Genomic DNA, 25,478 nt, shown 5'->3' with positions numbered 1-25,478 from the left:
TTCCCAACCGAATAGTAGAGGCGGTGTACATATTTCATGGCGCGGCGGACGTACGGCTGACCCCCACTTTCGCCCCCTACGATCTGAGCATGCGCCTGCTCGCCGACGCCGACCCCGAACGCTGGATCCCCGTGACCGGATCCCTCGGCCTGCGCGGTCGCCGGCATCGCAAGGCGGCGATCCGGATGCTGCTCGGTCAGGCCGGAACCGCGGTCGGCGCCGAGGCCCGCCCCGGATCCGGCTTCGGCGCCTGGGCGCTCAGCCAGGCGGCGCCCTTCCTCATGCGCAAGGCCGACGGACGCGTGTTGGTGTGGACCTGGAAGGCGGAGCCCGAGCTCATCGTGGCCATGGCGAGCGCGCAGGAGCTCACCCCGCAGGTGCGCACCGCCCGCGCGATGATGCCGATGGAGTACGACGACACCGAGGAGTTCCGCAACCCCTACCTCGGCGCGGGCGAGAAGCTCGTGGTGCCGCTCCCGCAGCCCGGCCCGACGGGGCAGTCGGCCCCGCCGTTCGCGACCTACACCTGGGACACCGGCACCCACCTCATCACGCTGCAGGCCGTGTGCGGCGATCGGGAGCGGTTCGGCACGGTGATCTCCGCGGTGGACGAGATCGCCCGCACGCTGCGCACCGCCGACGACCTCTCGGTCGGCGAGGCGGGCCCCGTGCTGCGCCTGCCGCCGGCCTGACTCCGGGGCGCCCGGCCTCCGGATCCCGCGAGCCCTACCGTCAGCGGTCGGCGCGAAGGGCCGCGGCGAGGCCGTTCAGACGGAGGGCCGTGGCACCGCGCAGGTGCGGGAAGTCGTCGCCTCCGTCACCCGTGCGGGTCAGGAAGGCGACCTGTTCGGTCCAGGTCAACAGGCAGCCGGCGCCGTCGGCGGCGAACAGGACCGTCGCCAGCGACGCCCACCGCGGCACGTCATCCACGGTGGAGGTGTAGGAGAACACGATCCGACGATCGGGAACGATGTCGAGGTAGTGCGAGCGATAGGCGAGGCGTTCCGGTGCGATGCCGGGGAGCACGAAGGTGCTGGTGGCATCCGCGCCGCCGCCGACGCGGAACTCGTGACGATCGGACGCCCGCGCGCCGGGTAGGCGGAACCAGCGCCGCCGGGTCGCGTCGTCGGCGAACGCGGCGAACACCTCCTCGGGCGCCGCATCGACATGGCGCTCGATGGTGAAGACGTCGTGACGCACGTCGAGGGCGCTGGTCGTCGACCGCGTCACGGCATCGTCGCGGGTCTCGGAGTGGGCCGTCATGTCGTCTCCATCGATCGGGGCGTCGAGCAGTTGCTCTCCGAAGGAAACACGCGAACGCGGTGAAGATTCCGCGCGCAACCCGCGAGAACCCAGATCCAGCCCGAGACACCAGCATTGCCGTGGTGTCTCGTGCGGGAAGTGGTTTCTCGCGGACCCGCGCAGACGGGGCGCGGGTCAGGCGAGCCCGCGCTCGTCGAGCCAGGCCCGCGCGACGGACTTCGGCGCGCGCAGCAGCCACGCATCCGCGAGGAGCTCGCCGAGGTGGTCGCGGGCGATCGTGTCGAGCTGCAGCAGCACGGCCGGGTAGCCCGCGAAGTGCGGGATCGTGAAGAAGACGCCCGGATCCGCGGCCACGAGCTCGCCGGCGAGGGCGACGGTCTCGGTGCGCACGGCGAGCACCGACCCGTCGGGCCAGGAGCGGCCGAGCTCGGCGAGCTGGCGCAGATCCGTCTGCGACGGCCCGCGCATCCACGCGATCTGGCCGCCGTTGCAGCGCCAGGCGGCGGCCCCCGTGTGCCCGCCGACCTTCTCCTCGACGCCCGGCAGCGCGAGGGCCAGAGCACGGACGTCGTCGATCGTCGCCATGGATCCGATCCTCCCCCTCCCGCGCTCCGGCCTCAAGGGCTGCGACGGATGCGCGGGCCGACGACGGATGCAGGATCCCGCTCGCCGGATCCGTCCTGCATCCGTCGCAGGGTCCTGCATCCGTCGCGGGGTCCTGCATCCGTCGCAGTTCGTGCAGACGTCACCCGCGGTCAGGCTCCCCGCTGGTACTCCAGCAGCGTCACGCCCGACTCGAAGGCGGTCGCGGCGGTGCGGGTGAACGCCGCCGGGGCGTACTCGCTCCGCCCGAACAGCGGGATCCCGTCGCCGAACAGCACGGGGTTGACCTTCAGGACCAGGCGGTCGATCTCGCCGACGAGCGACGCCGCGAGCGCGCCGCCTCCGCACAGCCAGATGCCGGCGCCGTCCTCGGCCTTGAGCCCGCGCACGACCTCGACCGGGTCGCGGTCGGTGAACTCCACGCCGTCGACCGGATCCGGATCCCGTCGCGTGAAGACCACCTGACGCAGGTGCGCGTACGGACTGGGCATCGCGGGCAGTCCGACCGCGTAGGTGTTCCACCCCATCAGCACGGTGTCGAACGCCGAGCGGTCCTGCGCGATGCCCAGCGCGTCTGCGAAGGAGGTCGGGATCGCGTCGGCGAAGCGGGTGTTGATCGCCGCCATGTGATCGCCCTCGAACACGAAGGCGTCGAACTGGCCCTCGGGGCCCGCGATGAAGCCGTCCAGGCTGACGGCCACGTAGTAGGTGAGTGCGCGCATAGGTCCTCCGCTCTTCGGGCACCCATCCACGACAGGTGCAGTGATTGGAGACTACAACAGATGTTGTGGTTGCGCTACTCTGAGGGCATGGCGAAGAACGAAGCGCGCAGAGGAGCCCTGGCCGACGCCGGCATCGCCGTGCTGGCGCGGGAGGGCTCGCGCGGACTCACGCATCGCGCGGTCGACGACGAGGCGGGCGTGCCGACCGGCACCGCCTCGAACTACTTCCGCAGCAGGGAGGCCCTCATCGCCGGCCTGTTCCAGCGGATCGGGGAACGCCTCGCCCCGACGCCCGACGACCTCGCGCGGCGGGCCGCGCAGACGCCGAGCCCCGCCCTGTTCGCCGACTACCTCCGCGACATCGTGCGGCGCCTGCTCGGGGAGCGCGAGGTGACGCTCGCCCTGTTCGAGCTGCGTCTCGAGGCGGCGCGGCGACCCGAGCTCGCCGCCGGGCTCGAGGAGTGGCAGCGCGCGGCCTTCGAGGGCGACGTCGCCTTCAACACCGCGGCGGGGCTCCCGGGCGGACGGGCGGAGATCGCACTGTTCCACTACGCGATCGAGGGCCTCGTCTTCGACCGGCTGACGTCATCGATCGACCCCGGGACGCCGACGGACGAGGTGGTCGACGCCCTCGTCGCGGGACTGCTGCCGCGCGCCTGACCCGCGGCAGGATCCGGCGCCGCAATCCACCTGCAGGATCCGGGCACGGATGCACGACCGGATCCGCAGATCCGTCGTGCATCCGTGTCCCGATCGTGCATCCGTGCCGTCGGAACGGACCGCCCTCGCGCCGAGTGGGCGTCAGACGTTCACGTCCCCCACGAGGTTGACCCTGATGCCCATGCCGTCGAGCATCGCGGCCTTGGCGATGAGCGCCTTGTCCGCGGTCTCGGCGTCGGGGGCGTAGACGAGCTGGGCGTGGTTGGCCTTGTGCCGGGCCATGAACTGGTCGCGGCTCTGCCCGTGCAGCACGACGTGCGCGATCGGCCACTCCGGATTCGTGGCCTCCTTGCGGCGCCGCGTCTCCTCCTCCGGCAGCGCCACGACCGTGCCGCGGAACACGTCGGCCTGCAGCACGCCGTCGGCGATGAAGATGCGCGACAGCACGACCTCGCCGGGCTTGGAGACCCCGTTGATCGTGGCTCCTCCCGCCGGGAAGAACACGTGCCCCTGCCGCCAGCCCTCCGCCCTGTCCCAGCCGCCCAGGTGCGAGGCGGGAACGGATCCGGAGATCTCGTAGACCCAGACGAACTCGCCGTCGTAGTCCTCGCCCCAGCGCACGTCGTGCAGGGTGTTGTCGGGCACGAGGCCCATCGCCCGCCACACCCGGTCGGTCACGAGGGCGTCGACCGCGACGCCCTCGTCGGCCTCGTTGAAGTGCGGGAACGCGCGCCCCTCGTGCAGGATGCGGGATCCGTCGCGCGAGGTCACAGGCGGACGCTCGGTGGAGTTCAGGATCCCCTCCGCGAGATCCGACGCGGGCACGAGGTCCTTGAGGCCCTGCTGGTACTGGATCCCGACCGCGTCCAGGCCGAAGTCGTCGGCGATGCGGAGCGCGGCGATGTACATCTTCAGCTGCCACTGCACCTGGTCGCGGGTGAGCTCCGTCGCGGCATCCTCGCCGTAGACGAACGTCATTCCGCGCGCGATGAGCCAGTCGTAGGCGGCGTCGGCCTCGGCGTCGGTGACCTCGAGCATCTCCGCGTACAGCGCCGACTGAGACAGGCGCTCCTTGTAGATGCCGGTGGCGTTGAGCAGCTCGTCGTCGAAGATCGCGTTGTACATGCCCATGCAGCCCTCGTCGAAGACGCCGATGATGGCCTTGTCCGCACGCAGCTGGGCGGCGAGCGCCTCGCCGAGCTGCCGCTCCGGGCTCTCCGCCAGCGCCGGCAGCGCCCGCACATGCGAGTCGTCGTGCGTGATCCCGCCGGTCTCGGTCCACTCGCGGAGCCCCTGCCGGAACCAGTCATCGGAGAAGTCGACCGACCAGATCGTCGAATAGGCCTTCCCCATCTTCGTGAGTCCGGCGTTCAGGCCGAGCAGCCCCACGAGACCGGGCCAGTCCGGCGCGAAGTTGGCCGTGGTGAGGATGGGACCGCGATGCGTGCGCAGCCCGGCGAGCACGTGGTGCGAGTACTGCCAGTTCGCGGTCGCGACGATGAGCGGCGCATCCTCGGGGATGGCCTTGAACACCTCCAGGCCCATGCGCTGGCTCGAGATGTAGCCGTGGCCGGTGGCCGGATCCACGCCGAAAGGCCGCACGACGGTCCAGCCGAGGTCGGCGAAGGCCGCGGTGACGGCGGCCTCGGTCGCCTCCTGCACCGGCCACCCCGCGATGTTCGCCGATTCGCGGAGGTCGCCGGAGGTGATCAGATAGGCGGTCTTCGGCGCGGAGGCGGGGCGCGCGGTCGGCGCGGGGATGGCGTAGGTCATGAGTTTCTCCGGTTGCGAGTGGAGGACCCTTCGACGAGCTCAGGGGCCGGGGCGGGGATGGGATGTTCAGGGGCCGGGAGGGGGATGGAGCGGGGCTCGCCGGCGTCGAGGTGCAGATCGCGCGCGAGGACCGTGCCGTGCAGACGCAGCTCGGCGAGATCCAGCACGCCGCCGTCGAGGTGGAGCAGGAGCCGGCCGGCGTCGATCTCGACGCGGCCCCAGCCGGTGCCGGTGGTGAAGAGGAAGCGCGGCGCGTCTCCGTCCGCGAACGCTCCCGCGACGGGTGCGAAGGACAGCGTGCGGGCGGGGGCGTCCCACTGCACGCCGCTCGCCGCGAGCAGCAGCGCCCAGGACGCGAGCGAGCGCGCATAGTGGTTGCCGCACTCGATCTCGTTCCAGGGATTGCGGTGCACCCCGTCGTAGCGGGCGCGCAGAGTGCGCTCGACGAGGAGCGCATCCTCGACCCGCCCCGCGTAGAGCAGACTGGCCGCGACCTGGTGCTCGATCCCGGTCCACACCTCGTCGGAGTAGACGAACGGGATCGCCGGGCGGCCTCCGTGCGGCCACGACGCGAGCAGCAGCCCGCCCTCGTCGTTCAGGGCGTACACGCGCTGGGTGCTCTCGTGCGCGGACAGGTCTGCACGGTGGTTGTGCGCCACGATCGCGGCGAGCGCGCTGTCGATGTGCGCCGGCGGCAGCAGCGGGCCGAGCCCGTTCACCCAGGCGTGGAACTGTCCCAGCAACTGGTCCGACAGCACGCCGTCGCCGTACTGGTAGCGGTGCGCGTCGACGTCGTCGATCACCTGCCGGTAGTACTCCCCGTCGAACAGCACGTCGTCCATCGCCGCGGCCACATGGTCGGCGCGACCCTCCCACTCACCGGCCCGCTCCGCCTCGCCGAGGTGGGCGGCCATCCGGGATCCGGCGCGGAGGGCGGCGAGGTAGATCCCGTTGGCGAGCGGGTCGATGCCGTGGAACTCGATGTCGTAGGTGTTGTGCAGCTCGCCGTCCAGGAGCCCGTCGCCGTCGCGGTCCCATTCGCGGGTGGCGTGCTCGAGGCTGCGCACGGCGGCGGGCCACAGCTCCCGCAGGAACTCGTCATCGCCCGAGAACCGCCATTCGCGGTGCAGGCGCAGGAAGGTGCCGACCTGTCCGTCGACGGCCGGGCCCATGAACCACGAGGCGGACCCGAGGATCCGGTTGCCTCGGAACTTCTGCGCGCCGTCCGCGTCGGTCTCGAGCAGGAACTCCGGACGACGGGCGCTGCGCTCGAGCGCCGGGAACAGCCAGGCGACGGTCTGCGCATACGACCAGACGTGCGTGCACGTGCCCTCGCACGATCCGCCGTGGTCGAAGGATCCCTCCCACGCGGCGAACACCGGCCCCTCCCCCATGACCGGGTTCGGCGACTCCAGGACGAAGCAGGTGGTGGAGCGCACCGCGGCGAGGTTCGCCCCGGCGGCGTCGGCGAGCACGGGATCCAGGGTGCCGCCGTACAGGGCGTCGACGAAGGCGTCGGTCGCGGCCTCGAGCACCGGCAGCTCCCGGTGCAGATGAGCCGCGGCGGACCAGGCGTCGGGCCAGAGGGTCGCGTAGTGATTGCGCACGATCGGCGACAGCGTCGGATCCGTCGGCGCGTCGTCCAGGATGATGTGCCCGTGCCAGCCGCGGCGCCGGTTCGGAAACGACCAGCTCAGCACGAACTCGAAGTCGCGGACCTCGCCGGGCGCGAGCGTGTGCACGATCCCGAGGGATCCGGTGCGCAGGCGCGGCAGCTTCGCAAGCATCTCCTCCTCGGTGAGCGGTCGCGCAACCGCATCCGCACGGTCCGTGCCCTTCTCCCGGCCTCTGAGCCTGTCCAAGGGCAGGGACCGGTCCTCCTGCTCGGCGAACAGGCCCCGCGGCCTGTCCTCGAGCGTGAGGCGCGGCTCGGCGTCGAGCAGTCCGTCGGCCGTGAGATCGCTCCAGAACATGCGGGCGCCGTCGGGCCAGTAGCTCGTGACCCACTGCGGCTTGACCGTGGTGGACGCATCGGTCGTGGTGAGGCTGAGCGTGCCGTAGCCCGGATCGTCCTCGGCCAGGTCGATGCCGAAGTCGAGGCCGCGCACATCGCCGTCATCCCGCCAGCGCACACTCTGCGTGCCGCGGATCCCCCAGGGTGCCTCCGGCCCGGGTTCGCCCCGCCCGGCCGTGTGCGAGACGCTCCCGACGACCGTGACCGCGACCGGCACCTCGCCGGGGTTGACGACCCGGTAGCGCAGGACGGCCGCGGGGATGCCCGAGGCGTCGGCGTCGAGCGGCACGAGGGGGGTGAACGCATGCAGCGACACCTCGACCGGAAGCGCACGGTCGGCGAAGTCGATGTCGACGACGGGGTACTCGCCGTGCATCGTGGCGCCGTCGAGCCGCGGGAGACCCGCGAGATCGTCGAAGGAGAATCCGGCGTCGAGGTCGCGCCGACCCGTCACCCGCGCCTCGAGCACGCGAGTGACCGGATCCGTCCCCTCCGGCGCCGCGTGGATCGCGAAGAAGGTGCGGGGATTGCGGCGGTCCTTGTCGGGGTGGTTCTCCAGCTCCCAGTCGCGCAGCTCGCCGCGCGCGCCGAGCGACACGTTGCCGGTGCCGATGCCTCCGAGCAGGAACGCCGCGCGCTCGGCGGTGTGCGGGATGGGGCGGGCGCGGCGCGTCATGCGGGCGCCTCCTTCTCGTCGTCGGCCCTCTGCTGCGCCGCCAGCTCGTGCGCGACCTCGACCGTGCCCGCGTAGAGCCGGAGGTAGCGGTCGAACAGCGTGTCATAGACGGGAGCGAGGGCGGAGTCGGGATCGATCGTCGTGACGACCGGGTTCCAGTCCGCGATCTCCGGGGCGGGATCGGAGACCGCGCCCGCGGCGAGGAAGGCCGCGCCGTAGCTCGCGCCGACCGTCACCCGCGGCACCTCCTGCACGAGGCCGGTGACATCGGAGACGATCTGCAGCCAGAGCCGCCCCTGCGTGCCGCCGCCCACCGCGACGATCCGCCGGATGTCCGCGCCCGCGTCGCGCATCGTCTGCACGTTGTGCCGCACCCCGAGCGCCGTGGCCTCGAGCGCGGCCCGGTACAGGTCGCCGCGGCCGTGCGCGAGGCTGAGGCCCGCGATCACGCCGCGCGCATCCGGATCCTGGATCGGCGTGCGCTCCCCCGCGAAGTACGGCAGGATCACGAGGCCACGGGCGCCCGCCCCCGAGTCCTCGGCCTCGGCCAGCAGCTGGGGATAGTCGGAACCGGTGAGATCCTTCAGCCACGCGGTGAGGGCGCCGGACGTCGACAGTCCGCCGGCGAGGTTGCGGGTGCCGGCGAAGGCGCCGGCGGTGGTCCACATCGAGGGCGTGCGGAGAGCCTCCTCCCCCGCGGTGACGCCGCGGGTGAGGACCATGAACATCGTGGTCCCGTACATGAGCATGAGGTCGCCCGCGCCATGCGCCCCGACGCTGACGGCCTCGCTCCAGGCGTCGATCGTGCCGGCGATCACGGGCGTGCCCTCGGGGATGCCGGTGAGCGCCGCGGCCTCGGCGCTCACGGTGCCGGCGACGTCGCCCGCCCAGAGCAGGGCGGGCTGCTCGATCGGCGCCGCGTACCGCTGCCACCACTCGTCGTGCCACTGCTCCCGATCGATGTCGTAGAGGGGCGAGACCTGGCTCGCGGACTGGTGGTCGAGCACGTACGCCCCGGTGAGCCGGTGCGCGAGCCACGAGGCCGGCATGAAGAGCCGGCGCGCCAGGATCCACGCCTGCGGATCCTGCTCGTGGATCCAGAGGATCTTCGGGCCGCCGGCCTGGGAGGTGAGCACGGATCCGCCGACGCGCGTGATCGCCTCGAGTCCGAGCTCCGCCGTCATCCGCTCGATCTGGTCCCCGGCGCGCGTGTCGACGCCGTAGAGGATCGCAGGGCGCACGGGCTCGCCGGCCTGGTCCGCCAGGAGGATGCACGGCCCCATGCCGCTCACCCCGACCCCGGCGATCTCGGCGTCCGGCACGGCGGCGAGCAGTTCGCGGGCCAGCGCGACGAACTCGTCCCACCAGACCCCGCCGTCCATCTCCACCCAGCCCGTGCGCGGACGGCTCACGTCATGCGCCAGGGCGGCCTGGGCGAGGATCGTGCCATCGGCATCCACGAGGACGCCCTTGCTGCTGGAGGTGCCGATGTCGACACCGATGGTGCACCGCACGCGCATCCTCCTCGATCGCTCGTCCTGACCGGACGGCGATCACACTACGCGAAATCGATTTCAAGCGCAATCGGCCCGCAATCACTCCCCACAACCGGAGATCGGCAGCGACTTTCCACCGATTCCGTGAAACCGATCCACATGCCCACAGGGGGTGACAGGCTCGGCGGAACCGCAGAGAATGGAGGCATGGACATGACCGAACCGCAGGTGTGGACCCTCATCGGGGTCTTCGCGGCGATCATGCTCGGCGGAATGACGCTCATGACGACACTGCTCACACGTGTGGTGCGGTCGGAGATCGGGCGCCTCGAGGGCAGATTCGACGGCAAGTTCGAGGCCATGGACGGCAGGATCACGGGGCTTCGCACCGAGATGAACGCCCGGTTCGACGCCATGGACGTCAAGGTCTCTGCGCTCGACAAGGATGTGGCGGCGCTCGCCGAGCGCTTCTGGCGCTCCTGACTCCGGACTCAGCGCGAGACGGTCGCGGCCTGGATCTCGTTGCGCAGCACGATCGTGCGCGCGGGCTGGTCGTCGCCGCCGATCCGGTCCAGCAGCATGCGCGCCGCGGTCACGCCCATGTGCCGCGCGGGAAGCCGCACCACGGTGACCGCACTCGGCGACAGCGTCGTGAAGGGCAGCGAACCCACGACGGCGACGCCCATGGCCGGAGGGGTCAGCCCGCGCTCGGTGAGCACCTGGATCGCCCCCACGCCGATGAGGTTGTTGCCCGCGACCACGGCGTCCGGAGGCTGGGGCAGGGCCAGCAGCTCCTCCATGGCCCCGCGGCCGCCGTCCACCCGAAACGACGAGAACCGCAGAAGGTCGGGATCCGCGGGAAGACCGTGCGCCGCGATGGCCGTCCGCCACCCGTCCACGCGTTCGACCGCGGTCTCGATGTGCTCGGGCCCGGCGATGTGCGCGATGCGGGTGTATCCGGCCTCGATCAGCTGTTCGGTCGCGCTGCGCCCCGCATCGCGGTTCGCCATCACGACGCCGTCGATGTCGTAGCCCGTGCCGCGGTCGACGGCGACCACGGGTCGTCCCGCGGCCATGATCTCGTCGAGGCTGGTGCGGTCGGAGGCCGCGGCAAGGATCACGCCGGACATGTGCTCGGCGATCGCGATCCGCAGGTAGGTCTGCTCCTTCTCGACCTGCGCATCGGAATTGCACAGCACCACGGAGAAGCCCGCCTCCGAGGCGACGTCCTCGACGCCGCGCGCCATCTCGGTGAAGTAGGGGTTCTCGATGTCGGGGATCACCAGCGCGATCACCTCGGAGCTCTGCCGGCGCAGGGTGCGGGCGGTGCGGTTGGGGAAGAACTTCAACTGCGCGGCCGCCTGACGCACGGCCGCGACCTTCTCCTCGGAGACGCCGACGCCGTTGAACACGCGCGACACCGTCGCCGGGGACACCCCCGCGAGCCGTGCCACGTCATAGATGGTCGCCATCTCACCCCCTCCGTTGTCCGTCAGGACACACTACCGCGATGAAATCGATTGCAACAGTCGGCGGGAATCGGTAGGGTGGCCGCACGCGCTGCCACGACCCGCGCGCCGATCCACCCACCCGACACGAGGATGTGCACCCCGCCATGACCCTTCCCGACCTGTCCTCCGTGTCCGCCCTGCGGACCGTGCAGACCCGGTCCATCTCGCCGGAGAACTTCGACGGCGCCGTCGGCGGCGGCGGACGCGCGACGGAGGGAACCGGTGCGGACTGCGCGCGCGACCTCGGACCGGGCTGGAAGATCTCGCCGAGCGTCGACATCAAGGCCGGCGAGACGTTCGATCTCGCCGCGATCGAGGGCGCAGGCAGGATCACCCACATCTGGATCACGACGCACACCGACAACTGGCGCACGCTCATCCTGCGCGCATACTGGGACGGCGCGACCGAGCCCGCCGTCGAGGTGCCCTACGGCGACTTCTTCTGCAACGGCTGGGGCGTCTTCGCACAGGTGGACTCGCAGGTGATCGCCGCGAACCCGCACGGCGGTTTCAACTCCTACTGGCCCATGCCGTTCCGCGACGGCGCCCGCCTGACGATCGAGAACACCTCGCCGGTCGACGTGCGCGTCTACTACCAGGTGACCTACGAGATCGGCGGCGACTACTCGGGCGACGGGTACTTCCACGCGCAGTGGCGCCGTTCCGACCCGCTCGAAGAGCTCGTTCCGCACACGATCCTGGAGGGGATCGAGGGGCAGGGGCAGTACGTCGGGACCTACATCGCGTGGGGCGTGAACTCCAACGGCTGGTGGGGCGAGGGCGAGATCAAGTTCTACCTCGACGACGACACCGACTACCCGACGATCTGCGGCACGGGCACCGAGGACTACTTCGGCGGCGCGTGGAACTTCGACATCCCGGGCCAGGGCTACACCGCGTTCTCGACGCCGTACCTGGGCATGCCCCAGGTGATCCGCCCCGACGGGCTCTACGTCTCGCAGCAGCGCTTCGGCATGTACCGCTGGCACCTGGCGGATCCGATCCACTTCTCCACCGGGATCCCCAAGGTCGACATCCAGGCGCTCGGATGGCGCAGCGGATGGCGCTATCTGCCCCTGCGCGACGACATCGCCTCCACCGCGATGTTCTACCTGGACCGGCCGACGGCCCGCCGCCCGAAGGCGCCCAGCGCCGACGACATGGAGGTGCACCTAGGGACGGCCCCGGTGCCCGACCTGGGATCCACCCCGCCGCGCGCGCCGCGCGACTGACGCGGTCGCACCGGCACACCTGCACGACGCGGGCACGGACGCACGACCGGATCGCCGGATCCGTCCTGCATCCGTGCCGCGATCGTGCATCCGTTCCCGGCGCTCGAGCCCGAGGCCGAGCCCGAGCCGGGCTCAGGCGAGGGCGCGCACGGGCCCGCGCAGCACGGCGCGGTCCAGCCCGAACCGGCCTGCGCCGGTGAAGGCGAGCGCGAGGGCACCGGCGCCGAGGACGGCCGCGAACTCCCAGCCGCCGTCGCCGACCCAGATGCCGTTGCCGAGGTGCACGAGCACGATGGCGCCGACCATGTCCGCGGCCAGCAGCACACCGACGGGACGCGTGAACAGGCCGGCGATGAGCAGGATCCCTCCGATGAGCTCGAGGAAGGCGATCACGGGTCCGGCGATCTCGGGCAGCGGGGCGCCCATGCCCGCGAAGGCCTGGACGGTGCCGGGCAGGGTGTACTCGAAGACCTTCTGCGCGCCGTGCGCGGCGAAGACTCCGCCCACGACGAGGCGCAGGACGAGGAGTCCGAGAGAGGCGGCGGGCTTCGTGGTGTTCGTCATTCCGGACAGCTCCTTCGTGGCAGGACACCGCGGCGAGCGCGGCTCGGGGCGTCCGCCCCGTCCTTCCACGCTACGGAGCCGCGCCTGTCATGTTTCTGAACACGAGGCGGATATTGCGCGTTCGGCACAAGTCCGTGCCGTCCGGATCAAGAGGTCGGGATGACCAGGATCGGCTCGCTCGTGGGCTTCCCCGTCGGGGAGCCGCCGGCCGGCTCGATCGTCACGGCGATCGCGTCGCCCGCGTGCATCGCGCCCTTCAGCTGCGCCGTGGTCACTCCCTGCGCCGCCTCGAACACTCCGGCCGAGACCGGGGTGCTGCCTCGGACGAACCACAGCTCGTAGGTCTTCGCCGCGTCCAGCCGGCCCAGCCCGTCCGCGACCAGCACCGCGGCGCCCATCGACGCCGACCAGTGCGCCGTCGCCGTGCCCCCTTCGGGCAGCTGCACGGTCTTCTCCGCGGCATCGGGCGCGTTCTCGATCCGGTCGAGCGCGACCACGGCGGCAGGGCGGAGCAGCTGCGGGATGACGACGGCGGCGCCCACGCCGAGCCCGATGAGCAGCACCAGTCCGGCGGCGAGTCCGAAGAGAAGTCGCCGCGGCCGTCGGGACGGAGGCGCGTCGTCCGTGGCGCCCGAACCGGCAGCCGCAGTCGCCGCCGGCGCCGTCGACGCCTCCTCCGGCCCGGCCGGGACCACGGGTTCCGCAGCGCCCTCCGGCTCCTGCGGCGTCAGCGCGATCCGGGTCAGGAGCGCGTCGCGGATCCCCGACGGCGGTGCGACGGCAGGAACGCCCTTGGCGAGCAGCGAGGCGGTGTCCGCGTCGTCGTCCGCGATCGTCGTCCACTCCGGATGCTCCGCCAGAGCCGTCCGGAAGCGCTGCTCGTCGCTCGCCGACAGCGCCCCGAGGCTGTGGGCGGCCGCCAGTTCTGCGAACTCCGACTCGTTCATGCGTTCACCCCCCAGTGCGCCCGCAGGCGTGTGAGTCCATCTCTCATCCGGGTCTTCACCGTTCCCAGCGGCGAGCCCGTGATCGTGGCGATCTCGCTCTGCGAGTACCCGCCGTAGTAGGCCAGCACCAGCGCCTCGCGCTGCGCTTCCGGAAGTGCGGAGAGGGCGTCGACGACGCGTTCCGCGTCGATCGACAGCTCCGCCTGCTCCGCCACGCTGTCGTGCGCGACGTCGAGATCGCGCGCACCGGCGCGCACGTCGCGGTCGGCGCTGGCCTGCGAGGAACGCACCCGATCGATCGCGCGGCGGTGGGCGATCGTCAGGATCCAGGTCCTTCCCCGTCCGCGATCGGCGGCGAAGCGCGCGGCGGTCTGCCAGATCTCCAGGAACACCTCCTGCAGCACCTCCTCGCTCTGCGACCGGTTCACCAGCACGCGGAGGATGAGGCCGAACACCCGCGCCGACAGCAGGTCGTAGAGGTCGGCGAACGCCGCCTGATCCCCGCCCGCGACGCGCAGCAGCAGGGCGGACGCGGGGTCGTCGCCGCCGTCCTGCTCCCTGTGCTCTCTGTCGTCGATCACCATCGTGTCCAGCATGCCTCACCTCCCGCCCGAATCCGGCAATGCGTCCGTGGCGAGCGCCGTCGCGGCCGCCGACCGGACCGCATGAGCAGACAGCTCCTGCGCTCATGCGGTCCGGTCGGCTGTGGGGATCGAAGCCTCAGTTGGCCGGCGGCATCAGGACGGAGTCGATGAGGTAGACGGTCGCGTTGGCGGTGTGGACGCCACCGCAGATCACGTTCGCGTCGTTGACCTTGAGGCTGTCGCCCGAGCCGCTCACGGTCACGTCGCCGCCCTCGACGGTCTTGTGCGTGCCGACGATGTCCTTCGGCGAGATCTGACCGGCCACGACGTGATAGGTCAGGATCTTGCTGAGGGTGTCGGCTCCCGCGTCGGTCTTGAGCGTGTCGATCGTCGCCGGGTCGATCTTCTTGAAGGCGTCGTCGACGGGGGCGAACACCGTGAACTGGCTCCCGTTGAGGGTGTCGACCAGGTTCACCTTGGCGTTGAGCTTGCCCGAGACCGCCGCGACCAGCGTGGTCAGCAACGGGTTGTTGCTCGCCGCCGTCGCGACCGGGTCCTGGGCCATTCCCGCGACGGATCCCGCGCCGGACGGCACCTGCTGCGCGTAGGCAGCGCATCCCGGGCCGACCAGATCGGACGCCGGATCCATCGTCTGAGACGGGGATGCGGCCGGCGCGCTGGCGGCCGGCGCGGACGACTCCGACGTCGAACCGGAGGTCGAGGAGCACGCTGTGAGGGCCAGCGCTGTGGCGGCCAGCAGGCCGGCGGCGACGAGCGAGGCCCTGGTGTGCAGGCGAGTGGTGGATCGCATGGTCTTCTCCTTTTGACTGGTGCATCGCGACCGTTCATCGGCCCGACACCATGCCTTCGGAGCCGCATACGGGTCGGATTGGATCCGGACCGGATCACCATCCGATCCGCCGCCGGCGACGAACCAGGTGCATGGACGAGAAGACAGCGATTCCCGGCGGACGGAGCGGGGCAGGAATCGCAGGCGCCGCGAGCGGTGCGGTGTTCGTCGCTGCCGCCGAGATCGCGGCCTTCCTCGCCGCACGGGACGCGAGCCCGCTGCTGGCCGCTGGCTCGTTCGTCATCGACATCGTGCCGCAGTGGGCCAAGGAGCTGGCGATCGAGGTGTTCGGTGCGAACGACAAGCTCTTCCTCCTGGTGACGCTCGGCATCGGGGTCGCCCTGGCCGCGGTGGGCGCCGGACTCCTCGAGCGCCGCCGGCGCTGGGCCGGGGTCGCCGTGTTCGCCCTCGCCGGCGCCGCGGGTCTGGTGGCGACCACGACGCGCACGGGAGCGACGCCCCTGTCCGCCCTCCCCCCGCTCGTCGGCGCGATCGCCGGCTCCGTGTTCCTGAGAGCGTCGATCGGAGCGCTGCGCCGGTGGCGTACCGCCGAGTCCGGCGATGCCCCCGATCCGACGACGGACCGGCGACGCTTCCTGCTCCTGACGTCGATCGGCGCGGTCACGGCCGTCGTTCTGGGAACCGGCGCACGCATCGGCACCGCGGCGACATCGTCGGTCGCGGCAGTGCGGAAGGCACTGAGGCTCCCTGAGCCGCTGTCCCGGGTCGCCGTGCCTCCCGGAGCCGAGTTGCGCATCCCCGGCCTCTCGCCGCTGTTCACGCCGAACGCCGACTTCTACCGCGTCGACACCGCGCTCACGGTGCCCGCGATCGCCCCCGCGGACTGGCGGCTGACGGTGGACGGAATGGTCGCGAAGCCCGTCGAGCTGAGCTTCGACGAACTGCTGCGGATGGGACTGCGGGAGTACGCCGTGACGCTGACCTGCGTCTCGAACCAGGTCGGCGGCGACCTCGTCGGCACCGCACGATGGCTCGGGGTCCCGGTGCGCGAGGTGCTCGCCCTCGCCGCCCCGGCGGGCGGCGCCGACATGGTCCTCTCCCGCAGCATCGACGGCTTCACCGCGAGCACACCGCTCGGGGCGCTCACGGATCCGAGCCGCGATGCGATCCTCGCCGTGGCGATGAACGGCGAGCCGCTTCCGCTGGAACACGGATTCCCGGTGCGGATGGTGGTCCCCGGGCTCTATGGCTACGTCTCCGCGACCAAGTGGCTGACGCGCCTGACGGTGACGACGTTCCAGAAGGACCAGGCCTACTGGACGCCACGCGGCTACAGCGCCCAGGCGCCGATCAAGCTCTCGAGCCGTATCGACACGCCCCGCATCGACAAGGAGGTCGCCCCGGGCGCGACCAGGATCGCCGGAGTCGCCTGGGCGCAGACCATAGGGATCGCCCGGGTCGAGGTGCAGATCGATGGAGGCCCCTGGCAGACCGCGACCCTGTCGGCACCCGTCAGCGCGGACACCTGGGTGCAGTGGTTCCTCGACTGGAACGCGACGAGCGGCACTCACACCCTCGTGGTCCGAGCGACCGACCGGCACGGTCGGCTGCAGGAGCAGGAGCGCACCCCGATCGCGCCGAACGGATCGACGGGATGGCAGTCGACCGTCGTCCGGGTCGGCACGGCCGGCTGACGGCGCGCCCGGCCCTCAGACGAGGCCCTGGATCCGGAACTGCTCCACGTGATAGACGCTGTTGTCGCCCGTGTTCCACTGGCTCACGCTCAGATGCAGGTCCGAGAGCGTGGATCCGGGCAGGATGTACCCGCCGTAGAGCTGGGCGACGTGGGTCGCGTCCTCCGCTCCCCAGTTCCCGCCCCACAGCAGCGTGGTCTTGGCGGCCGTGTAGAGGTTGTCGGTCGGGGTGTTCACGATCATCGCGTCGATCCGGTAGGCGTCGGCATTGAACCAGGTCAGGATCCACTTGCCGCCCAGCGGCCGCAGGCACATCTCGCCGAACTTGCCCGGCAGCACCTCCGTCGCCGGGTTGCCCCAGCCCCATGCGCCGTTCGCGAAACCCCAGGGCTGGTAGGCCGAGAGCGTGGTCATGCTGTTCTGCGGCACCCGGTACAGCACGATGCCCTTGTCGCGCTGGAAGCCCGTGCCGTAGATGTAGACGTACCCGTCGTTGCCCTGCCCCCACGTGATGCACTGGAAGTGCCCGTCGGCCATGTCGGCCGGGAACTTCAGCCCCGTGTGCTGCCAGGTCGCGCCCGAGTCGTCGGACTGCCACAGCTCGGTCCAGCGCACCGCGCCGAAGGTCGGGCCGTTCACGATCGCGTGCAGGTACATCCGCGAGCCGATCGTGATCACGTCCGAGGGGATCACGGTCTCGTAGTACGCGTCGTGCGGGTAGTACCAGAGCTGCGGCGCGGTGACCTGCGTGTTCGAGCCGGCCCCCGCCGCGCCGTTGAACACGACGCCGGCGGCGAGGTTCGCGGTCGAGGAGTACAGCGCCACCGGCGAGCGCCAGTTCGTGCCGCCCACCGTGTCGGCCCAGGTGTCGCCGAACATGAACAGCAGCCGCCCGTCGGGTGTGCGCGCCGGGATCCCGAGGTCGGTCGCGCCGATCCCGTACTGGACCCCCGCCTGCGTGCCGGCGAGCACCTTCATGCGGGTGACCGTGAGCCCGGTGGCCGCGGCGGGACTCGCACCCAGCGCCGAGACGCCGAGCGCGGCGCCCGCGACGAGTGCTCCCTGCAGCAGGCCGCGGCGGGTGACTCCGCGGGCGGGACGGATCGCTTCTTCGGACATGGCCTTCTCCCCTTCGAGAACGCGGCCGGCTACTTGAGCCCGGCCATCTTGATGTTGCCGATGATCTGACGCTGGAAGATGAGGAACAGGATCACGACCGGCGCCGCGGCGAGCACGGATCCGGCCATGAGAAGGCCGAGTTCGCTCGAGCCGCGCCCGGTGCGGAACTCGGCGAGGTACTGCTGCAGCACGAACTTCTCCGGCGAGGTGATCGTCATGATCGGCCACACGTAGGAGTTCCAGTACGCGAGGAACGCGGTGATACCCATCACCACGAACGGCGGCTTCGACAGCGGCAGGAAGATCCGCACGAAGATCCCGAACCGCCCGCAGCCGTCCAGCATCGCCGCCTCCTCGAGGCTGGCCGGGATGTTCAGGTAGAACTGCCGGATGAAGAACACCGATGCCGCGCTGGCCGCCCCCGGGATCACCAGCACCGCGAGCGTGTCGAGCATCGCGAGCTTCGTCACCACGATGAAGCTCGTGAGCAGGATCGTCATCCCCGGGATGAACATGGTCGTGATGACCGCGACCCAGAGCGTCCGCTGGAACCGGAACTCGAGCCGGGCGAACGCATAGGCCGCGAAAGAGTTCACGGTGAGGCTCAGCACGGTGAACAGGACCGCCCCGAGGAAGGTCCAGCCGAGAGTGCGCAGGAAGGTCTCGTCGCCCAGGATCTTGGCGTAGTTCTCCCAGTGCCAGACCTCGGGGAAGAACTGGAAGGGCGTGCTGAGCACCTCGGTCCTGGCCTTGAACCCGGCGATCACCATCCACGCGAGCGGGAAGAGGGCCGCGAGCAGGAAGATCAGCCCGACGACGCCCTTGCCGAGGAACGCGGCCCAGCCGCCGATGCCGTGCGGCGTCTTCAGCCGGCGATGATCCCTGCCCGCCAGGACGATGCGGGTGGTCTCGGGCACGGTGCTCTGGCGCGTCGCGCTCATCAGTCGACCAGCCTCTCGGAGTTGATGAACTTGAACACGAGAGCCGACACGGATCCCAGCACCACGAACAACAGCAGCGCCGCGGCGATCGAGTAGCCCACGTTCACGTCGTTGCGGAAGTGGTTGAAGATGAACAGGTTCGGCAGCGTCGTCGAGTCCAGCGGGCCGCCCTGGGTCATCACGAGGGGCAGCTCGAACTGCTGGATCGCGGCCACGAAGCCCGTGATGAGCAGGTACAGGAACACGTTCTTCATCTGCGGCATCGTGATGTAGAAGGTCTTCTGCCACCATCCGGCGCCCTCCATCGCGGCCGCCTCGTAGTACTCCGTCGGGATGTCGACCATCGCGGCGACCATGATGAGCGACGTGAGGCCCATGCCGAGCCAGATCGCCGGCACGGCGACGGAGAGGAGCGCCCACGCCGGATCCCCGATCCAGGACACCGGATCGATGTGGAAGGCCGCGAGCACCGCGTTCAGGATCCCGCCGTCGTACGCGTAGATCACCACGAAGATGATCGAGGCGATGACGCCGGAGATGATCGTGGGGATGTAGATGCTGACCTTGAGGATCGTCGCCAGGCGACGGGACAGGGTCACCACGAGACTCGCGAACAGGAACGCGAGCACGAGCATCGGGGGCACCGTCAGCAGGACGAACAGGAAGCCGCGCCCGATCGTGGCGACGAACAGCGGATCGGTCAGGACGTCGGCGTAGTTCTTCCAGCCGACGAACTGCGGATCCTTGTAGAAGCTCCAGTCCTGGAACGACAGGAACCCCGCGTACACCGCCGGCCACGCGACGAAGACGCCGAGCAGGATCACCACGGGGGCGAGCATCAGGTAGGCGAGCTTCGTGTCGCGACTGCGGTACTTCGATTGCCGGCGCCTGACCGTGCGCCGGTCCTCGATCGCTTCGGTGGCCATCGTCTCTCCCCGTGGTTCGGAGGTGCTGGGCGCGGGCTGCGCGGTCGGGGACGGCCGCGCAGCGGTCCCCGACCGCGCCGCGCTCACTTCTTGGGAGCCTTGCTGGGCAGGTCCTGCGACTGGATGACCTTCTGGATCGCGGCGTTCGCCGTGTTGATCGCGTCATCCGGCGAGGCGGCGCCCTTCATCACCGACTCCATCGCGGTGCCGACCGCGAGCGAGACGTCCCACGGGTAGGTGGGCTCGGGGATCGCGTCCGGTGCGATGTCGTTCGTGATGACGCTCGACCACGGGGCCTTCGCCGCGGCCTCGTCCTTCGCGACCGCGTCCTGCACGGACTTGCGCACGGGAACCTTGGTGAACTGCGTGTTCACGAAGAAGGGCACGAGGTTCTGCGGGTCGCCGGCGAGCGACCACTCCAGGAACTTCCCCGCGGCCTCGGCGTTCTTGCTCTTCGCGTCGATGACCCACTTGAAGTTGCCGAGCGTGGTGGCGGTGCGGCCGTCGGCGCTCGAGGCGTTCGGGAAGGCGCCGATGCCGGTCTTGGTGAGGAGGTCGGGGTAGTCGGATCCGATCTCGGACATCATCCACGAGCCGGAGACCTTGAACGCGACCTTCTTCTGGCCGAAGTCCTTGCCCTCCACGTAGGCGGCGAGCGCCTGCTTGGGCATGTAGCCCTTGTCCCACAGCTCCTTGTACTTGGACATCAGGTCGCGGTACGCGGCGTTGTCGATGTCCGGCGACTTCCAGTCGTCGGTGAGCGCGGTGTGCCCGGCGAAGTTGTACTGCTGGCCGACCGTCGACCAGGCGAAGGTGATCGCATCGGAGGCGGGCGAGATGCAGTACTGGCCCTGGGCGAGCGTGGGCTGGATCTTCGCGCAGTCGGCGAGCAGATCGTCCCAGGTGGCCGGGGCCTTGTCGGTCTCGACGCCCGCCTTGGAGAGCATGTCCTTGTTCCAGAACAGCACCGTCTGCGCCTCCTGCAGGAGGGGGTACGCGTAGTAGGTGCCACCGATCTCGGACACCGACTTCGCGGAGTCGATGATCTCACCGAGCTTGGACTTGTCGACGACCTTGCCGAGGTCGTACAGCTGCCCCGCGTTGACGGCGTCCTGGATGCTCCCGGAGTGCGTGTAGATGTCGGGGGCCTTGCCCGCAGCCTGGGCTGCCTTCATCTTCTGATCCCAGGCGTCGGCCGGGATCTCGGTGTCCTTGACGACGATCTTGTCCTGCGAGGCGTTGAACTTCTTGACGATGTCCTTGTACCAGGCGTTCTCCGGCGGGGTGAACGTGCGGTGCCAGAACTCGATCGTGGTCTTGCCGGAGGAGTCCCCTCCTCCCCCTGCGGACTGACCGGGGGTGCTCGAGCCGCAGCCCGCGAGCAGTCCTACCGCCGTGATGCCGCCGAGAGCGGCCATCACCACCCGGCGCGTGCGCTGTGTGTCCGTCTTCATGGGTTCCTCCTCGGGAACACGACTTCCTCGTCGAATCGGTGCTGGGGTCCGGCACGGGAGCCGGGTCCGCGGTCGCGCTGAGTCGGCATCGACCGGGCTGCACTCAGAGTAGGCGAAATCGATTTCAGACACAAGACACTCTTCACGGATCCGAGACATCCGCGCCGCGGGCAGCCTTCCTCGGCTCCTGTGGAACTCCGCGATTCACCTCCGGCCCCTCGGCGCGACTCCGGGATGCTCCACAGCGGAAATCGATTTCAGACACGGTCGGAGCTGATCGCGGCGCGCGGACGGCGCCCGCCGGCGGTGCTCAGCGCGCGCTGTCGTCCGGGTCGTCGGCGAGGTCGTCGGGGTGCTCCGGGGCGCTCCCCCACGGGCGCCACAGCACGACCTCGGTCGAGCGGCGGATCCGCCGCCCGGACGGGACGGCCATGACGGATCCGGTCGTGCCCGCGGCGAACACCCGCACTCCCGGACGGTTGGCGCGCTCCTCGCGCAGCGCGAGCTCGAGTTCGACCACACGGCGGTGCAGCCTGCTCACCTCGTCCTCGAGGTCGAGCAGCCGCGCGATCGCGGGCAGGCTCATGCCCTCGCTGGACAGCTGGGCGACCTCGCGCAGCTGCTCGATGTCGCGCATCGAGTAGCGGCGGGATCCGCCCCTGGTGCGACCGGGCACGACCAGGCCGATCCGGTCGTATTGACGCAGCGTCTGCGGGTGCATCCCGGCGAGCTCGGCGGCGACCGCGATCGCGAAGACCGGGGTGTCCGCGCTCATGCGCTCATCACCCACGGTGCACCTCCGGCACGGCCGTTCCGGTCGTCGGGCGTCCTTCGTCTCGCTGCGCTCGCTCAGGGACCGATGAACCGGTTCCTGAAGCGAGGCGCTCAGGGACCGATGAACCGGTTCCTGAGCGAGGAGCGCAGCGACGAGACGAAGGACGCCCGACGACCGAGAGGCTCATCACGCCCGTGCCTTCGCCAGCAGCTCGGTGCGGGGGTTCTCCGCGGGCTCGGCGGCGCGGAAGCGCTCGAGGGCCTCGCGCGCGGCGTCGTCGAGGTGCGAGGGCACCGCGACCTGGACCTCGGCGAGCAGGTCGCCGGTGCCCTTGGACGTCGTGACGCCGCGCCCCTTGACCCGCAGCACCCGGCCGGACGGCGTACCCGCCGCGACCTTCAGCTTGACGGGGTCTCCGCCGAGCGTCGGCACCTCGATGGTGGCGCCGAGCGCCGCCTCGGTGAAGGTGATCGGCACGGTGACGCGCAGGTTCAGCCCGTCGCGGGTGAAGACCGGGTGCGGCTTGACCGCGACCTGCACCACGATGTCGCCGTTCTCCCCGCCGTCGGGCGAGGGCCGCCCGCGGCCGCGGAGGCGGATCTTCTGCCCGTCCTTCACGCCCGCGGGGATCTTCACCTTGAGCGGCCTGCCGTCCTCGCCCTGCAGCGTCACGGTCTCGCCCTGCACCGCGGTCGCGAACGACAGCGTCGTGCGGGCCGTGACGTCGGCGCCCTTCTGCGGGCCGCCGAAGCCACGGAAGCCGCCGGACGGCTGACCGAAACGCCCGGATCCGAAGGACCCGCCGCCCTGGTTGAACATCGCGAAGATGTCGTCGAAGTCGCCCTGCTGCCCGCCACGGCCCCGGCCGAACGCGCTGAACACGTCCTCGAAGCCGCCGTTGCCGGCGCTCCCCGGGGCGGTGAACCGCGCGCCGCCGGCGCCCATGGCGCGGATCTGGTCGTACTCGGCGCGCTGCTCCTTGTCGGAGAGCACCGAGTAGGCCTCGCTGATCTCCTTGAACTTCGCCTCCGCCGCGGCGTCGCCGGGGTTGGAGTCGGGGTGGTATTTGCGCGCGAGCTTGCGGTAGGTCTTCTTCAGATCCGCCTCGGACACGTCCTTGGAGACGCCGAGGGTCTTGTAGAAGTCCTTGTCGAACCAGTCCTGGCTAGCCATCGACCACCGCCCTACTCGGCAGGAACGGCGACGACGACCTTGGCGGGACGCAGCTCGACATCGCCCAGGCGGTAGCCCACCTCGACGACCTCGAGCACGACGGCCTTCTCCACGCCCGGGGTGGGCTGCTGGAAGATCGCCTCGTGCTGCTGCGGGTCGAACTCCTCGCCCTTCTCGCCGTACGAGACCACGCCCAGGCGCTCGACGACCGAGCGGACCTTGTCCGCGATCGCGGCGAAGGGGGTGCCCTCCTGCAGGTCTCCGTGGGCGGCGGCGCGGTCGAGGTCGTCGAGCACGGGGAGCAGGCCCTTGGCGGCCTCGCCCTTCGCGCGCTGGATCTCGATGCCGCGCTGCTCCTCGGTGCGGCGGCGGTAGTTCGCGTACTCGGCCTGGAGGCGCTTGAGGTCGACGAGCAGCGTGTGCTCGGCGTCATGCAGCGCCGCGTCCTCCGCGGCGTCCTCGGCGAGCGCGTCGTCGTTCTGCGCGATGTTCAGGATGTCGTCGACCGTGAGCTCTTCGGCGTCCTGCACGTCGTCGGCCCCGGCCGCGGGGCCGGACGCGTTCGCGTCCGACCCCTGGCCGCCGACCTCACGGCCCTCTTCGGGCTCTTCGAAGTCCTTGGGATCCGTCATTACTTCTTCTCGTCCTCGTCGTCCACGACCTCGGCGTCCACGACGTCCTCATCGGACGCCGCGCTCTCGCCGGCCGGGGCGCCCTCGGAAGCACCCGGGGCCGCGTCGGCCTGGGACTGCGCGTAGATCGCCTCGCCGAGCTTCGTCTGCGACTGGTTCAGCTTGTCGAACGCGGTCTTCACGGCCTCGTCGTCATCGCCGGCCAGCGCGGTCTTGAGCGCGTCGACGTCGGCCTTGACCTCGGTCTTGACGTCCTCGGGGAGCTTGTCCTCGTTCTCCGAGATGAGCTTCTCGATCGAGTAGGACAGGGTCTCGGCCTGGTTGCGGACCTCGGCCGACTCGCGGCGCTTCTTGTCCTCGGCGGCGTGCTCCTCCGCCTCGCGCACCATGCGGTCGATGTCGTCCTTCGAGAGCGACGAGCCGCCCGTGATGGTCATCGACTGCTCCTTGCCCGTGCCCTTGTCCTTGGCGGACACGTGCACGATGCCATTCGCGTCGATGTCGAAGGTGACCTCGATCTGCGGGATGCCGCGCGGGGCCGGCGCGATGCCGGTCAGCTCGAACGTGCCCAGCGGCTTGTTGTCGCGGGTGAACTCGCGCTCGCCCTGGAAGACTTGGATGGCGACCGACGGCTGGTTGTCGTCGGCGGTCGTGAAGGTCTCGCTGCGCTTGGTCGGGATGGCCGTGTTGCGCTCGATGAGCTTGGTCATCATGCCGCCCTTGGTCTCGATGCCGAGGCTCAGCGGGGTGACGTCGATGAGGAGGACGTCCTTGCGCTCGCCCTTCAGCACGCCGGCCTGGAGGGCCGCGCCGACGGCGACGACCTCGTCCGGGTTCACGCCCTTGTTGGCCTCCTTGCCGGTCTCGCGCTTGACGAGCTCGGCCACGGCGGGCATACGGGTGGATCCGCCGACGAGCACGACGTGCGCGATGTCGCCGACCTTGATGCCGGCCTCGCGGATGACGTCCTCGAAGGGCTTCTTCGTGCGGTCGAGCAGGTCCTTGGTGAGGTCCTCGAACTTCGCACGGGTGATCGTCTCGCTCAGCGACACGGGGCCGTTCTCGGTGAGCGACAGGTACGGCAGGTTGACGCTGGTCGACGTCGAGGAGCTGAGCTCCTTCTTCGCCTGCTCCGCGGCCTCCTTGAGCCGCTGCAGCGCGATCTTGTCACCCGAGACGTCGACGCCGGTCGAGTCCTTGAACTGCTTGATCAGGTAGTCGACGAGGCGCTGGTCCCAGTCGTCGCCGCCGAGGCGGTTGTCACCGGCGGTGGAGCGCACCTGGATCGTGGAGAAGTCGTCGTCCTTGCCCACCTCGAGCAGGGAGACGTCGAAGGTGCCGCCGCCGAGGTCGAAGACGAGGATGAGCTCGTCCTCCTTGCCCTTGTCCAGGCCGTAGGCCAGGGCCGCGGCGGTGGGCTCGTTGATGATGCGCAGGACGTTGAGACCCGAGATCTCGCCGGCCTCCTTGGTGGCCTGACGCTCGGCGTCGTTGAAGTACGCGGGGACGGTGATGACCGCGTCGGTCACGGTGTCGCCCAGGTACGCCTCGGCGTCGCGCTTGAGCTTCTGCAGGATGCGCGCGGAGATCTCCTGCGGCGTCCACTTCTTGCCGTCCACGTCGAACGACCAGTCGGTGCCCATGTGGCGCTTGACCGATGCGATCGTGCGGTCGACGTTGGTGACGGCCTGGCGCTTCGCGGTCTCGCCGACGAGCACCTCCCCGTCCTTGGTGAAGGCGACCACCGAGGGGGTGGTCCGGAAGCCTTCGGCGTTGGCGATGACCTTGGGCTCGCCGCCCTCAAGGACGCTGACGACGGAGTTCGTCGTACCGAGGTCGATACCGACAGCACGTGCCATTTGTTTTCTCCTTCAGTCGGAAGTTCTGGGAAGTCTGCGCGATCCCCGG

General features: G+C 70.3%; 24 protein-coding genes. 5 read left to right on the top strand and 19 right to left on the bottom strand.

From position 1 onward, the window contains the following. Positions 1-89 precede the first annotated feature (89 nt). A complete protein-coding gene (locus tag ACIPY5_RS15775; protein ID WP_400972285.1) occupies positions 90-692 on the top strand; it encodes a hypothetical protein in 603 nt (200 codons plus the stop codon). A 40-nt stretch (positions 693-732) separates the two neighbouring features. Here the strand turns inward: ACIPY5_RS15775 and ACIPY5_RS15770 are convergent, their stop codons facing one another. From ACIPY5_RS15770 to ACIPY5_RS15760, 3 genes are all read right to left on the bottom strand, one after another. Further along, a complete protein-coding gene (locus tag ACIPY5_RS15770) occupies positions 733-1,263 on the bottom strand; it encodes an SRPBCC family protein (RefSeq protein ID WP_400972283.1) in 531 nt (176 codons plus the stop codon). A gap of 174 nt (positions 1,264-1,437) precedes the next feature. Then, a complete protein-coding gene (locus ACIPY5_RS15765; RefSeq protein WP_400972281.1) occupies positions 1,438-1,848 on the bottom strand; it encodes an MmcQ/YjbR family DNA-binding protein in 411 nt (136 codons plus the stop codon). Between the two features lie 170 nt (positions 1,849-2,018). Then, entirely contained in the window at positions 2,019-2,588 is a 570-nt protein-coding gene (locus ACIPY5_RS15760) for a dihydrofolate reductase family protein (RefSeq protein WP_400972279.1), read from the bottom strand. A gap of 87 nt (positions 2,589-2,675) precedes the next feature. Here ACIPY5_RS15760 and ACIPY5_RS15755 point away from each other — a divergent pair, with 87 nt between their 5' ends. Beyond that, positions 2,676-3,248, top strand: coding sequence for a TetR/AcrR family transcriptional regulator (locus tag ACIPY5_RS15755; RefSeq protein ID WP_400972277.1), 573 nt, complete (start codon positions 2,676-2,678; stop codon positions 3,246-3,248). Positions 3,249-3,389: 141 nt separating this feature from the next. Here ACIPY5_RS15755 and ACIPY5_RS15750 read toward each other — a convergent pair whose 3' ends face one another. The 3 genes from ACIPY5_RS15750 to ACIPY5_RS15740 are packed head-to-tail and all read right to left on the bottom strand — an operon-like array spanning position 3,390 to position 9,231. Further along, positions 3,390-5,021: a fucose isomerase gene (locus ACIPY5_RS15750; RefSeq protein WP_400972275.1), complete on the bottom strand. Its 1,632-nt coding sequence runs from the start codon at positions 5,019-5,021 to the stop codon at positions 3,390-3,392. Continuing rightward, positions 5,018-7,711 carry a GH116 family glycosyl-hydrolase gene (locus ACIPY5_RS15745; RefSeq protein WP_400972273.1) on the bottom strand — a complete coding sequence of 898 codons (2,694 nt, stop codon included), beginning with the start codon at positions 7,709-7,711 and terminating at the stop codon, positions 5,018-5,020. Before ACIPY5_RS15745 ends, ACIPY5_RS15750 begins: the two co-directional genes overlap by 4 nt. Further along, entirely contained in the window at positions 7,708-9,231 is a 1,524-nt protein-coding gene (locus ACIPY5_RS15740; RefSeq protein ID WP_400972271.1) for an FGGY-family carbohydrate kinase, read from the bottom strand. The genes ACIPY5_RS15745 and ACIPY5_RS15740 overlap by 4 nt, the downstream gene beginning before the upstream one ends. A 183-nt stretch (positions 9,232-9,414) precedes the next feature. Between ACIPY5_RS15740 and ACIPY5_RS15735 the strand changes: the two genes are divergently transcribed. Then, entirely contained in the window at positions 9,415-9,690 is a 276-nt protein-coding gene (locus tag ACIPY5_RS15735) for a hypothetical protein (protein ID WP_400972269.1), read from the top strand. Between the two features lie 8 nt (positions 9,691-9,698). Here ACIPY5_RS15735 and ACIPY5_RS15730 read toward each other — a convergent pair whose 3' ends face one another. Further along, positions 9,699-10,679 (bottom strand): LacI family DNA-binding transcriptional regulator, encoded by a 981-nt coding sequence (locus ACIPY5_RS15730; protein ID WP_309341805.1) that lies wholly within the window; start codon positions 10,677-10,679, stop codon positions 9,699-9,701. Positions 10,680-10,822: 143 nt separating this feature from the next. On the opposite strand from ACIPY5_RS15730, the gene ACIPY5_RS15725 reads away from it, so the two are divergent. After that, a complete protein-coding gene (locus ACIPY5_RS15725) occupies positions 10,823-11,950 on the top strand; it encodes a glycoside hydrolase family 172 protein (protein WP_400972267.1) in 1,128 nt (375 codons plus the stop codon). 132 nt (positions 11,951-12,082) lie between these two features. Here ACIPY5_RS15725 and ACIPY5_RS15720 read toward each other — a convergent pair whose 3' ends face one another. The 4 genes from ACIPY5_RS15720 to ACIPY5_RS15705 all read right to left on the bottom strand — a co-directional run bounded on the left by ACIPY5_RS15720 (position 12,083) and on the right by ACIPY5_RS15705 (position 14,856). Then, positions 12,083-12,514 carry a DoxX family protein gene (locus ACIPY5_RS15720; protein WP_309341801.1) on the bottom strand — a complete coding sequence of 144 codons (432 nt, stop codon included), beginning with the start codon at positions 12,512-12,514 and terminating at the stop codon, positions 12,083-12,085. A 146-nt stretch (positions 12,515-12,660) separates the two neighbouring features. Then, on the bottom strand, positions 12,661-13,461 hold the full coding sequence (locus ACIPY5_RS15715) for an anti-sigma factor domain-containing protein (RefSeq protein WP_400972265.1): 801 nt from the start codon (positions 13,459-13,461) through the stop codon (positions 12,661-12,663). Continuing rightward, entirely contained in the window at positions 13,458-14,057 is a 600-nt protein-coding gene (gene sigK, locus ACIPY5_RS15710) for an ECF RNA polymerase sigma factor SigK (RefSeq protein WP_400972263.1), read from the bottom strand. The genes ACIPY5_RS15715 and sigK overlap by 4 nt, the downstream gene beginning before the upstream one ends. A 124-nt stretch (positions 14,058-14,181) precedes the next feature. Next, on the bottom strand, positions 14,182-14,856 hold the full coding sequence (locus ACIPY5_RS15705; protein ID WP_400972261.1) for a fasciclin domain-containing protein: 675 nt from the start codon (positions 14,854-14,856) through the stop codon (positions 14,182-14,184). A gap of 131 nt (positions 14,857-14,987) precedes the next feature. On the opposite strand from ACIPY5_RS15705, the gene ACIPY5_RS15700 reads away from it, so the two are divergent. Continuing rightward, positions 14,988-16,550 carry a molybdopterin-dependent oxidoreductase gene (locus ACIPY5_RS15700; RefSeq protein WP_400972259.1) on the top strand — a complete coding sequence of 521 codons (1,563 nt, stop codon included), beginning with the start codon at positions 14,988-14,990 and terminating at the stop codon, positions 16,548-16,550. Positions 16,551-16,565: 15 nt separating this feature from the next. Here the strand turns inward: ACIPY5_RS15700 and ACIPY5_RS15695 are convergent, their stop codons facing one another. The 8 genes from ACIPY5_RS15695 to dnaK form a co-directional block, all read right to left on the bottom strand. Further along, positions 16,566-17,669, bottom strand: a complete 1,104-nt coding sequence (locus tag ACIPY5_RS15695) for a DUF4185 domain-containing protein (RefSeq protein ID WP_400972257.1) — start codon at positions 17,667-17,669, stop codon at positions 16,566-16,568. A 29-nt stretch (positions 17,670-17,698) separates the two neighbouring features. After that, a complete protein-coding gene (locus tag ACIPY5_RS15690; protein ID WP_309339421.1) occupies positions 17,699-18,610 on the bottom strand; it encodes a carbohydrate ABC transporter permease in 912 nt (303 codons plus the stop codon). After that, complete coding sequence (locus ACIPY5_RS15685; RefSeq protein ID WP_309339424.1) at positions 18,610-19,536, bottom strand: sugar ABC transporter permease; 927 nt, start codon at positions 19,534-19,536, stop codon at positions 18,610-18,612. The genes ACIPY5_RS15690 and ACIPY5_RS15685 overlap by 1 nt, the downstream gene beginning before the upstream one ends. Positions 19,537-19,619: 83 nt before the next feature. Continuing rightward, positions 19,620-20,990, bottom strand: a complete 1,371-nt coding sequence (locus ACIPY5_RS15680) for an ABC transporter substrate-binding protein (protein ID WP_400972254.1) — start codon at positions 20,988-20,990, stop codon at positions 19,620-19,622. 310 nt (positions 20,991-21,300) lie between these two features. Beyond that, complete coding sequence (locus ACIPY5_RS15675) at positions 21,301-21,765, bottom strand: heat shock protein transcriptional repressor HspR (protein WP_400972252.1); 465 nt, start codon at positions 21,763-21,765, stop codon at positions 21,301-21,303. A gap of 186 nt (positions 21,766-21,951) precedes the next feature. Continuing rightward, the gene (locus tag ACIPY5_RS15670) at positions 21,952-22,938 is read right to left on the bottom strand and encodes a DnaJ C-terminal domain-containing protein (protein WP_309339435.1); all 987 of its coding nucleotides are present in this window, start codon (positions 22,936-22,938) and stop codon (positions 21,952-21,954) included. An 11-nt stretch (positions 22,939-22,949) separates the two neighbouring features. Then, complete coding sequence (locus tag ACIPY5_RS15665; RefSeq protein ID WP_309339438.1) at positions 22,950-23,570, bottom strand: nucleotide exchange factor GrpE; 621 nt, start codon at positions 23,568-23,570, stop codon at positions 22,950-22,952. Beyond that, positions 23,570-25,429, bottom strand: a complete 1,860-nt coding sequence (dnaK, locus tag ACIPY5_RS15660) for a molecular chaperone DnaK (protein ID WP_309339441.1) — start codon at positions 25,427-25,429, stop codon at positions 23,570-23,572. Before dnaK ends, ACIPY5_RS15665 begins: the two co-directional genes overlap by 1 nt. Between the last annotated feature and the right edge of the window lie 49 nt (positions 25,430-25,478).

Origin of the sequence: Microbacterium sp. NPDC089698, assembly GCF_044749045.1 — a bacterium.
GTDB lineage: Bacteria > Actinomycetota > Actinomycetes > Actinomycetales > Microbacteriaceae > Microbacterium.
The sequence above is the reverse complement of the archived record's forward strand: the minus strand, read 5'-3'. Positions and strand labels throughout refer to the sequence as shown.

Excerpts from the sequence above, each read along its gene's own strand:
- ACIPY5_RS15690 (WP_309339421.1), bottom strand. The coding sequence starts at position 18,610 with ATGAGCGCGACGCGCCAGAGCACCGTGCCCGAGACCACCCGCATCGTC.
- ACIPY5_RS15665 (WP_309339438.1), bottom strand. The coding sequence starts at position 23,570 with ATGACGGATCCCAAGGACTTCGAAGAGCCCGAAGAGGGCCGTGAGGTC.
- ACIPY5_RS15775 (WP_400972285.1), top strand. The coding sequence starts at position 90 with ATGCGCCTGCTCGCCGACGCCGACCCCGAACGCTGGATCCCCGTGACC.
- ACIPY5_RS15680 (WP_400972254.1), bottom strand. The coding sequence starts at position 20,990 with ATGAAGACGGACACACAGCGCACGCGCCGGGTGGTGATGGCCGCTCTC.
- ACIPY5_RS15730 (WP_309341805.1), bottom strand. The coding sequence starts at position 10,679 with ATGGCGACCATCTATGACGTGGCACGGCTCGCGGGGGTGTCCCCGGCG.
- ACIPY5_RS15705 (WP_400972261.1), bottom strand. The coding sequence starts at position 14,856 with ATGCGATCCACCACTCGCCTGCACACCAGGGCCTCGCTCGTCGCCGCC.
- ACIPY5_RS15755 (WP_400972277.1), top strand. The coding sequence starts at position 2,676 with ATGGCGAAGAACGAAGCGCGCAGAGGAGCCCTGGCCGACGCCGGCATC.
- ACIPY5_RS15720 (WP_309341801.1), bottom strand. The coding sequence starts at position 12,514 with ATGACGAACACCACGAAGCCCGCCGCCTCTCTCGGACTCCTCGTCCTG.
- ACIPY5_RS15740 (WP_400972271.1), bottom strand. The coding sequence starts at position 9,231 with ATGCGCGTGCGGTGCACCATCGGTGTCGACATCGGCACCTCCAGCAGC.
- ACIPY5_RS15685 (WP_309339424.1), bottom strand. The coding sequence starts at position 19,536 with ATGGCCACCGAAGCGATCGAGGACCGGCGCACGGTCAGGCGCCGGCAA.
- ACIPY5_RS15750 (WP_400972275.1), bottom strand. The coding sequence starts at position 5,021 with ATGACCTACGCCATCCCCGCGCCGACCGCGCGCCCCGCCTCCGCGCCG.
- ACIPY5_RS15760 (WP_400972279.1), bottom strand. The coding sequence starts at position 2,588 with ATGCGCGCACTCACCTACTACGTGGCCGTCAGCCTGGACGGCTTCATC.
- ACIPY5_RS15700 (WP_400972259.1), top strand. The coding sequence starts at position 14,988 with ATGGACGAGAAGACAGCGATTCCCGGCGGACGGAGCGGGGCAGGAATC.
- ACIPY5_RS15735 (WP_400972269.1), top strand. The coding sequence starts at position 9,415 with ATGGACATGACCGAACCGCAGGTGTGGACCCTCATCGGGGTCTTCGCG.
- ACIPY5_RS15695 (WP_400972257.1), bottom strand. The coding sequence starts at position 17,669 with ATGTCCGAAGAAGCGATCCGTCCCGCCCGCGGAGTCACCCGCCGCGGC.
- ACIPY5_RS15725 (WP_400972267.1), top strand. The coding sequence starts at position 10,823 with ATGACCCTTCCCGACCTGTCCTCCGTGTCCGCCCTGCGGACCGTGCAG.
- ACIPY5_RS15675 (WP_400972252.1), bottom strand. The coding sequence starts at position 21,765 with ATGAGCGCGGACACCCCGGTCTTCGCGATCGCGGTCGCCGCCGAGCTC.
- ACIPY5_RS15745 (WP_400972273.1), bottom strand. The coding sequence starts at position 7,711 with ATGACGCGCCGCGCCCGCCCCATCCCGCACACCGCCGAGCGCGCGGCG.
- ACIPY5_RS15770 (WP_400972283.1), bottom strand. The coding sequence starts at position 1,263 with ATGACGGCCCACTCCGAGACCCGCGACGATGCCGTGACGCGGTCGACG.
- ACIPY5_RS15765 (WP_400972281.1), bottom strand. The coding sequence starts at position 1,848 with ATGGCGACGATCGACGACGTCCGTGCTCTGGCCCTCGCGCTGCCGGGC.
- ACIPY5_RS15670 (WP_309339435.1), bottom strand. The coding sequence starts at position 22,938 with ATGGCTAGCCAGGACTGGTTCGACAAGGACTTCTACAAGACCCTCGGC.
- sigK (WP_400972263.1), bottom strand. The coding sequence starts at position 14,057 with ATGCTGGACACGATGGTGATCGACGACAGAGAGCACAGGGAGCAGGAC.
- ACIPY5_RS15715 (WP_400972265.1), bottom strand. The coding sequence starts at position 13,461 with ATGAACGAGTCGGAGTTCGCAGAACTGGCGGCCGCCCACAGCCTCGGG.
- dnaK (WP_309339441.1), bottom strand. The coding sequence starts at position 25,429 with ATGGCACGTGCTGTCGGTATCGACCTCGGTACGACGAACTCCGTCGTC.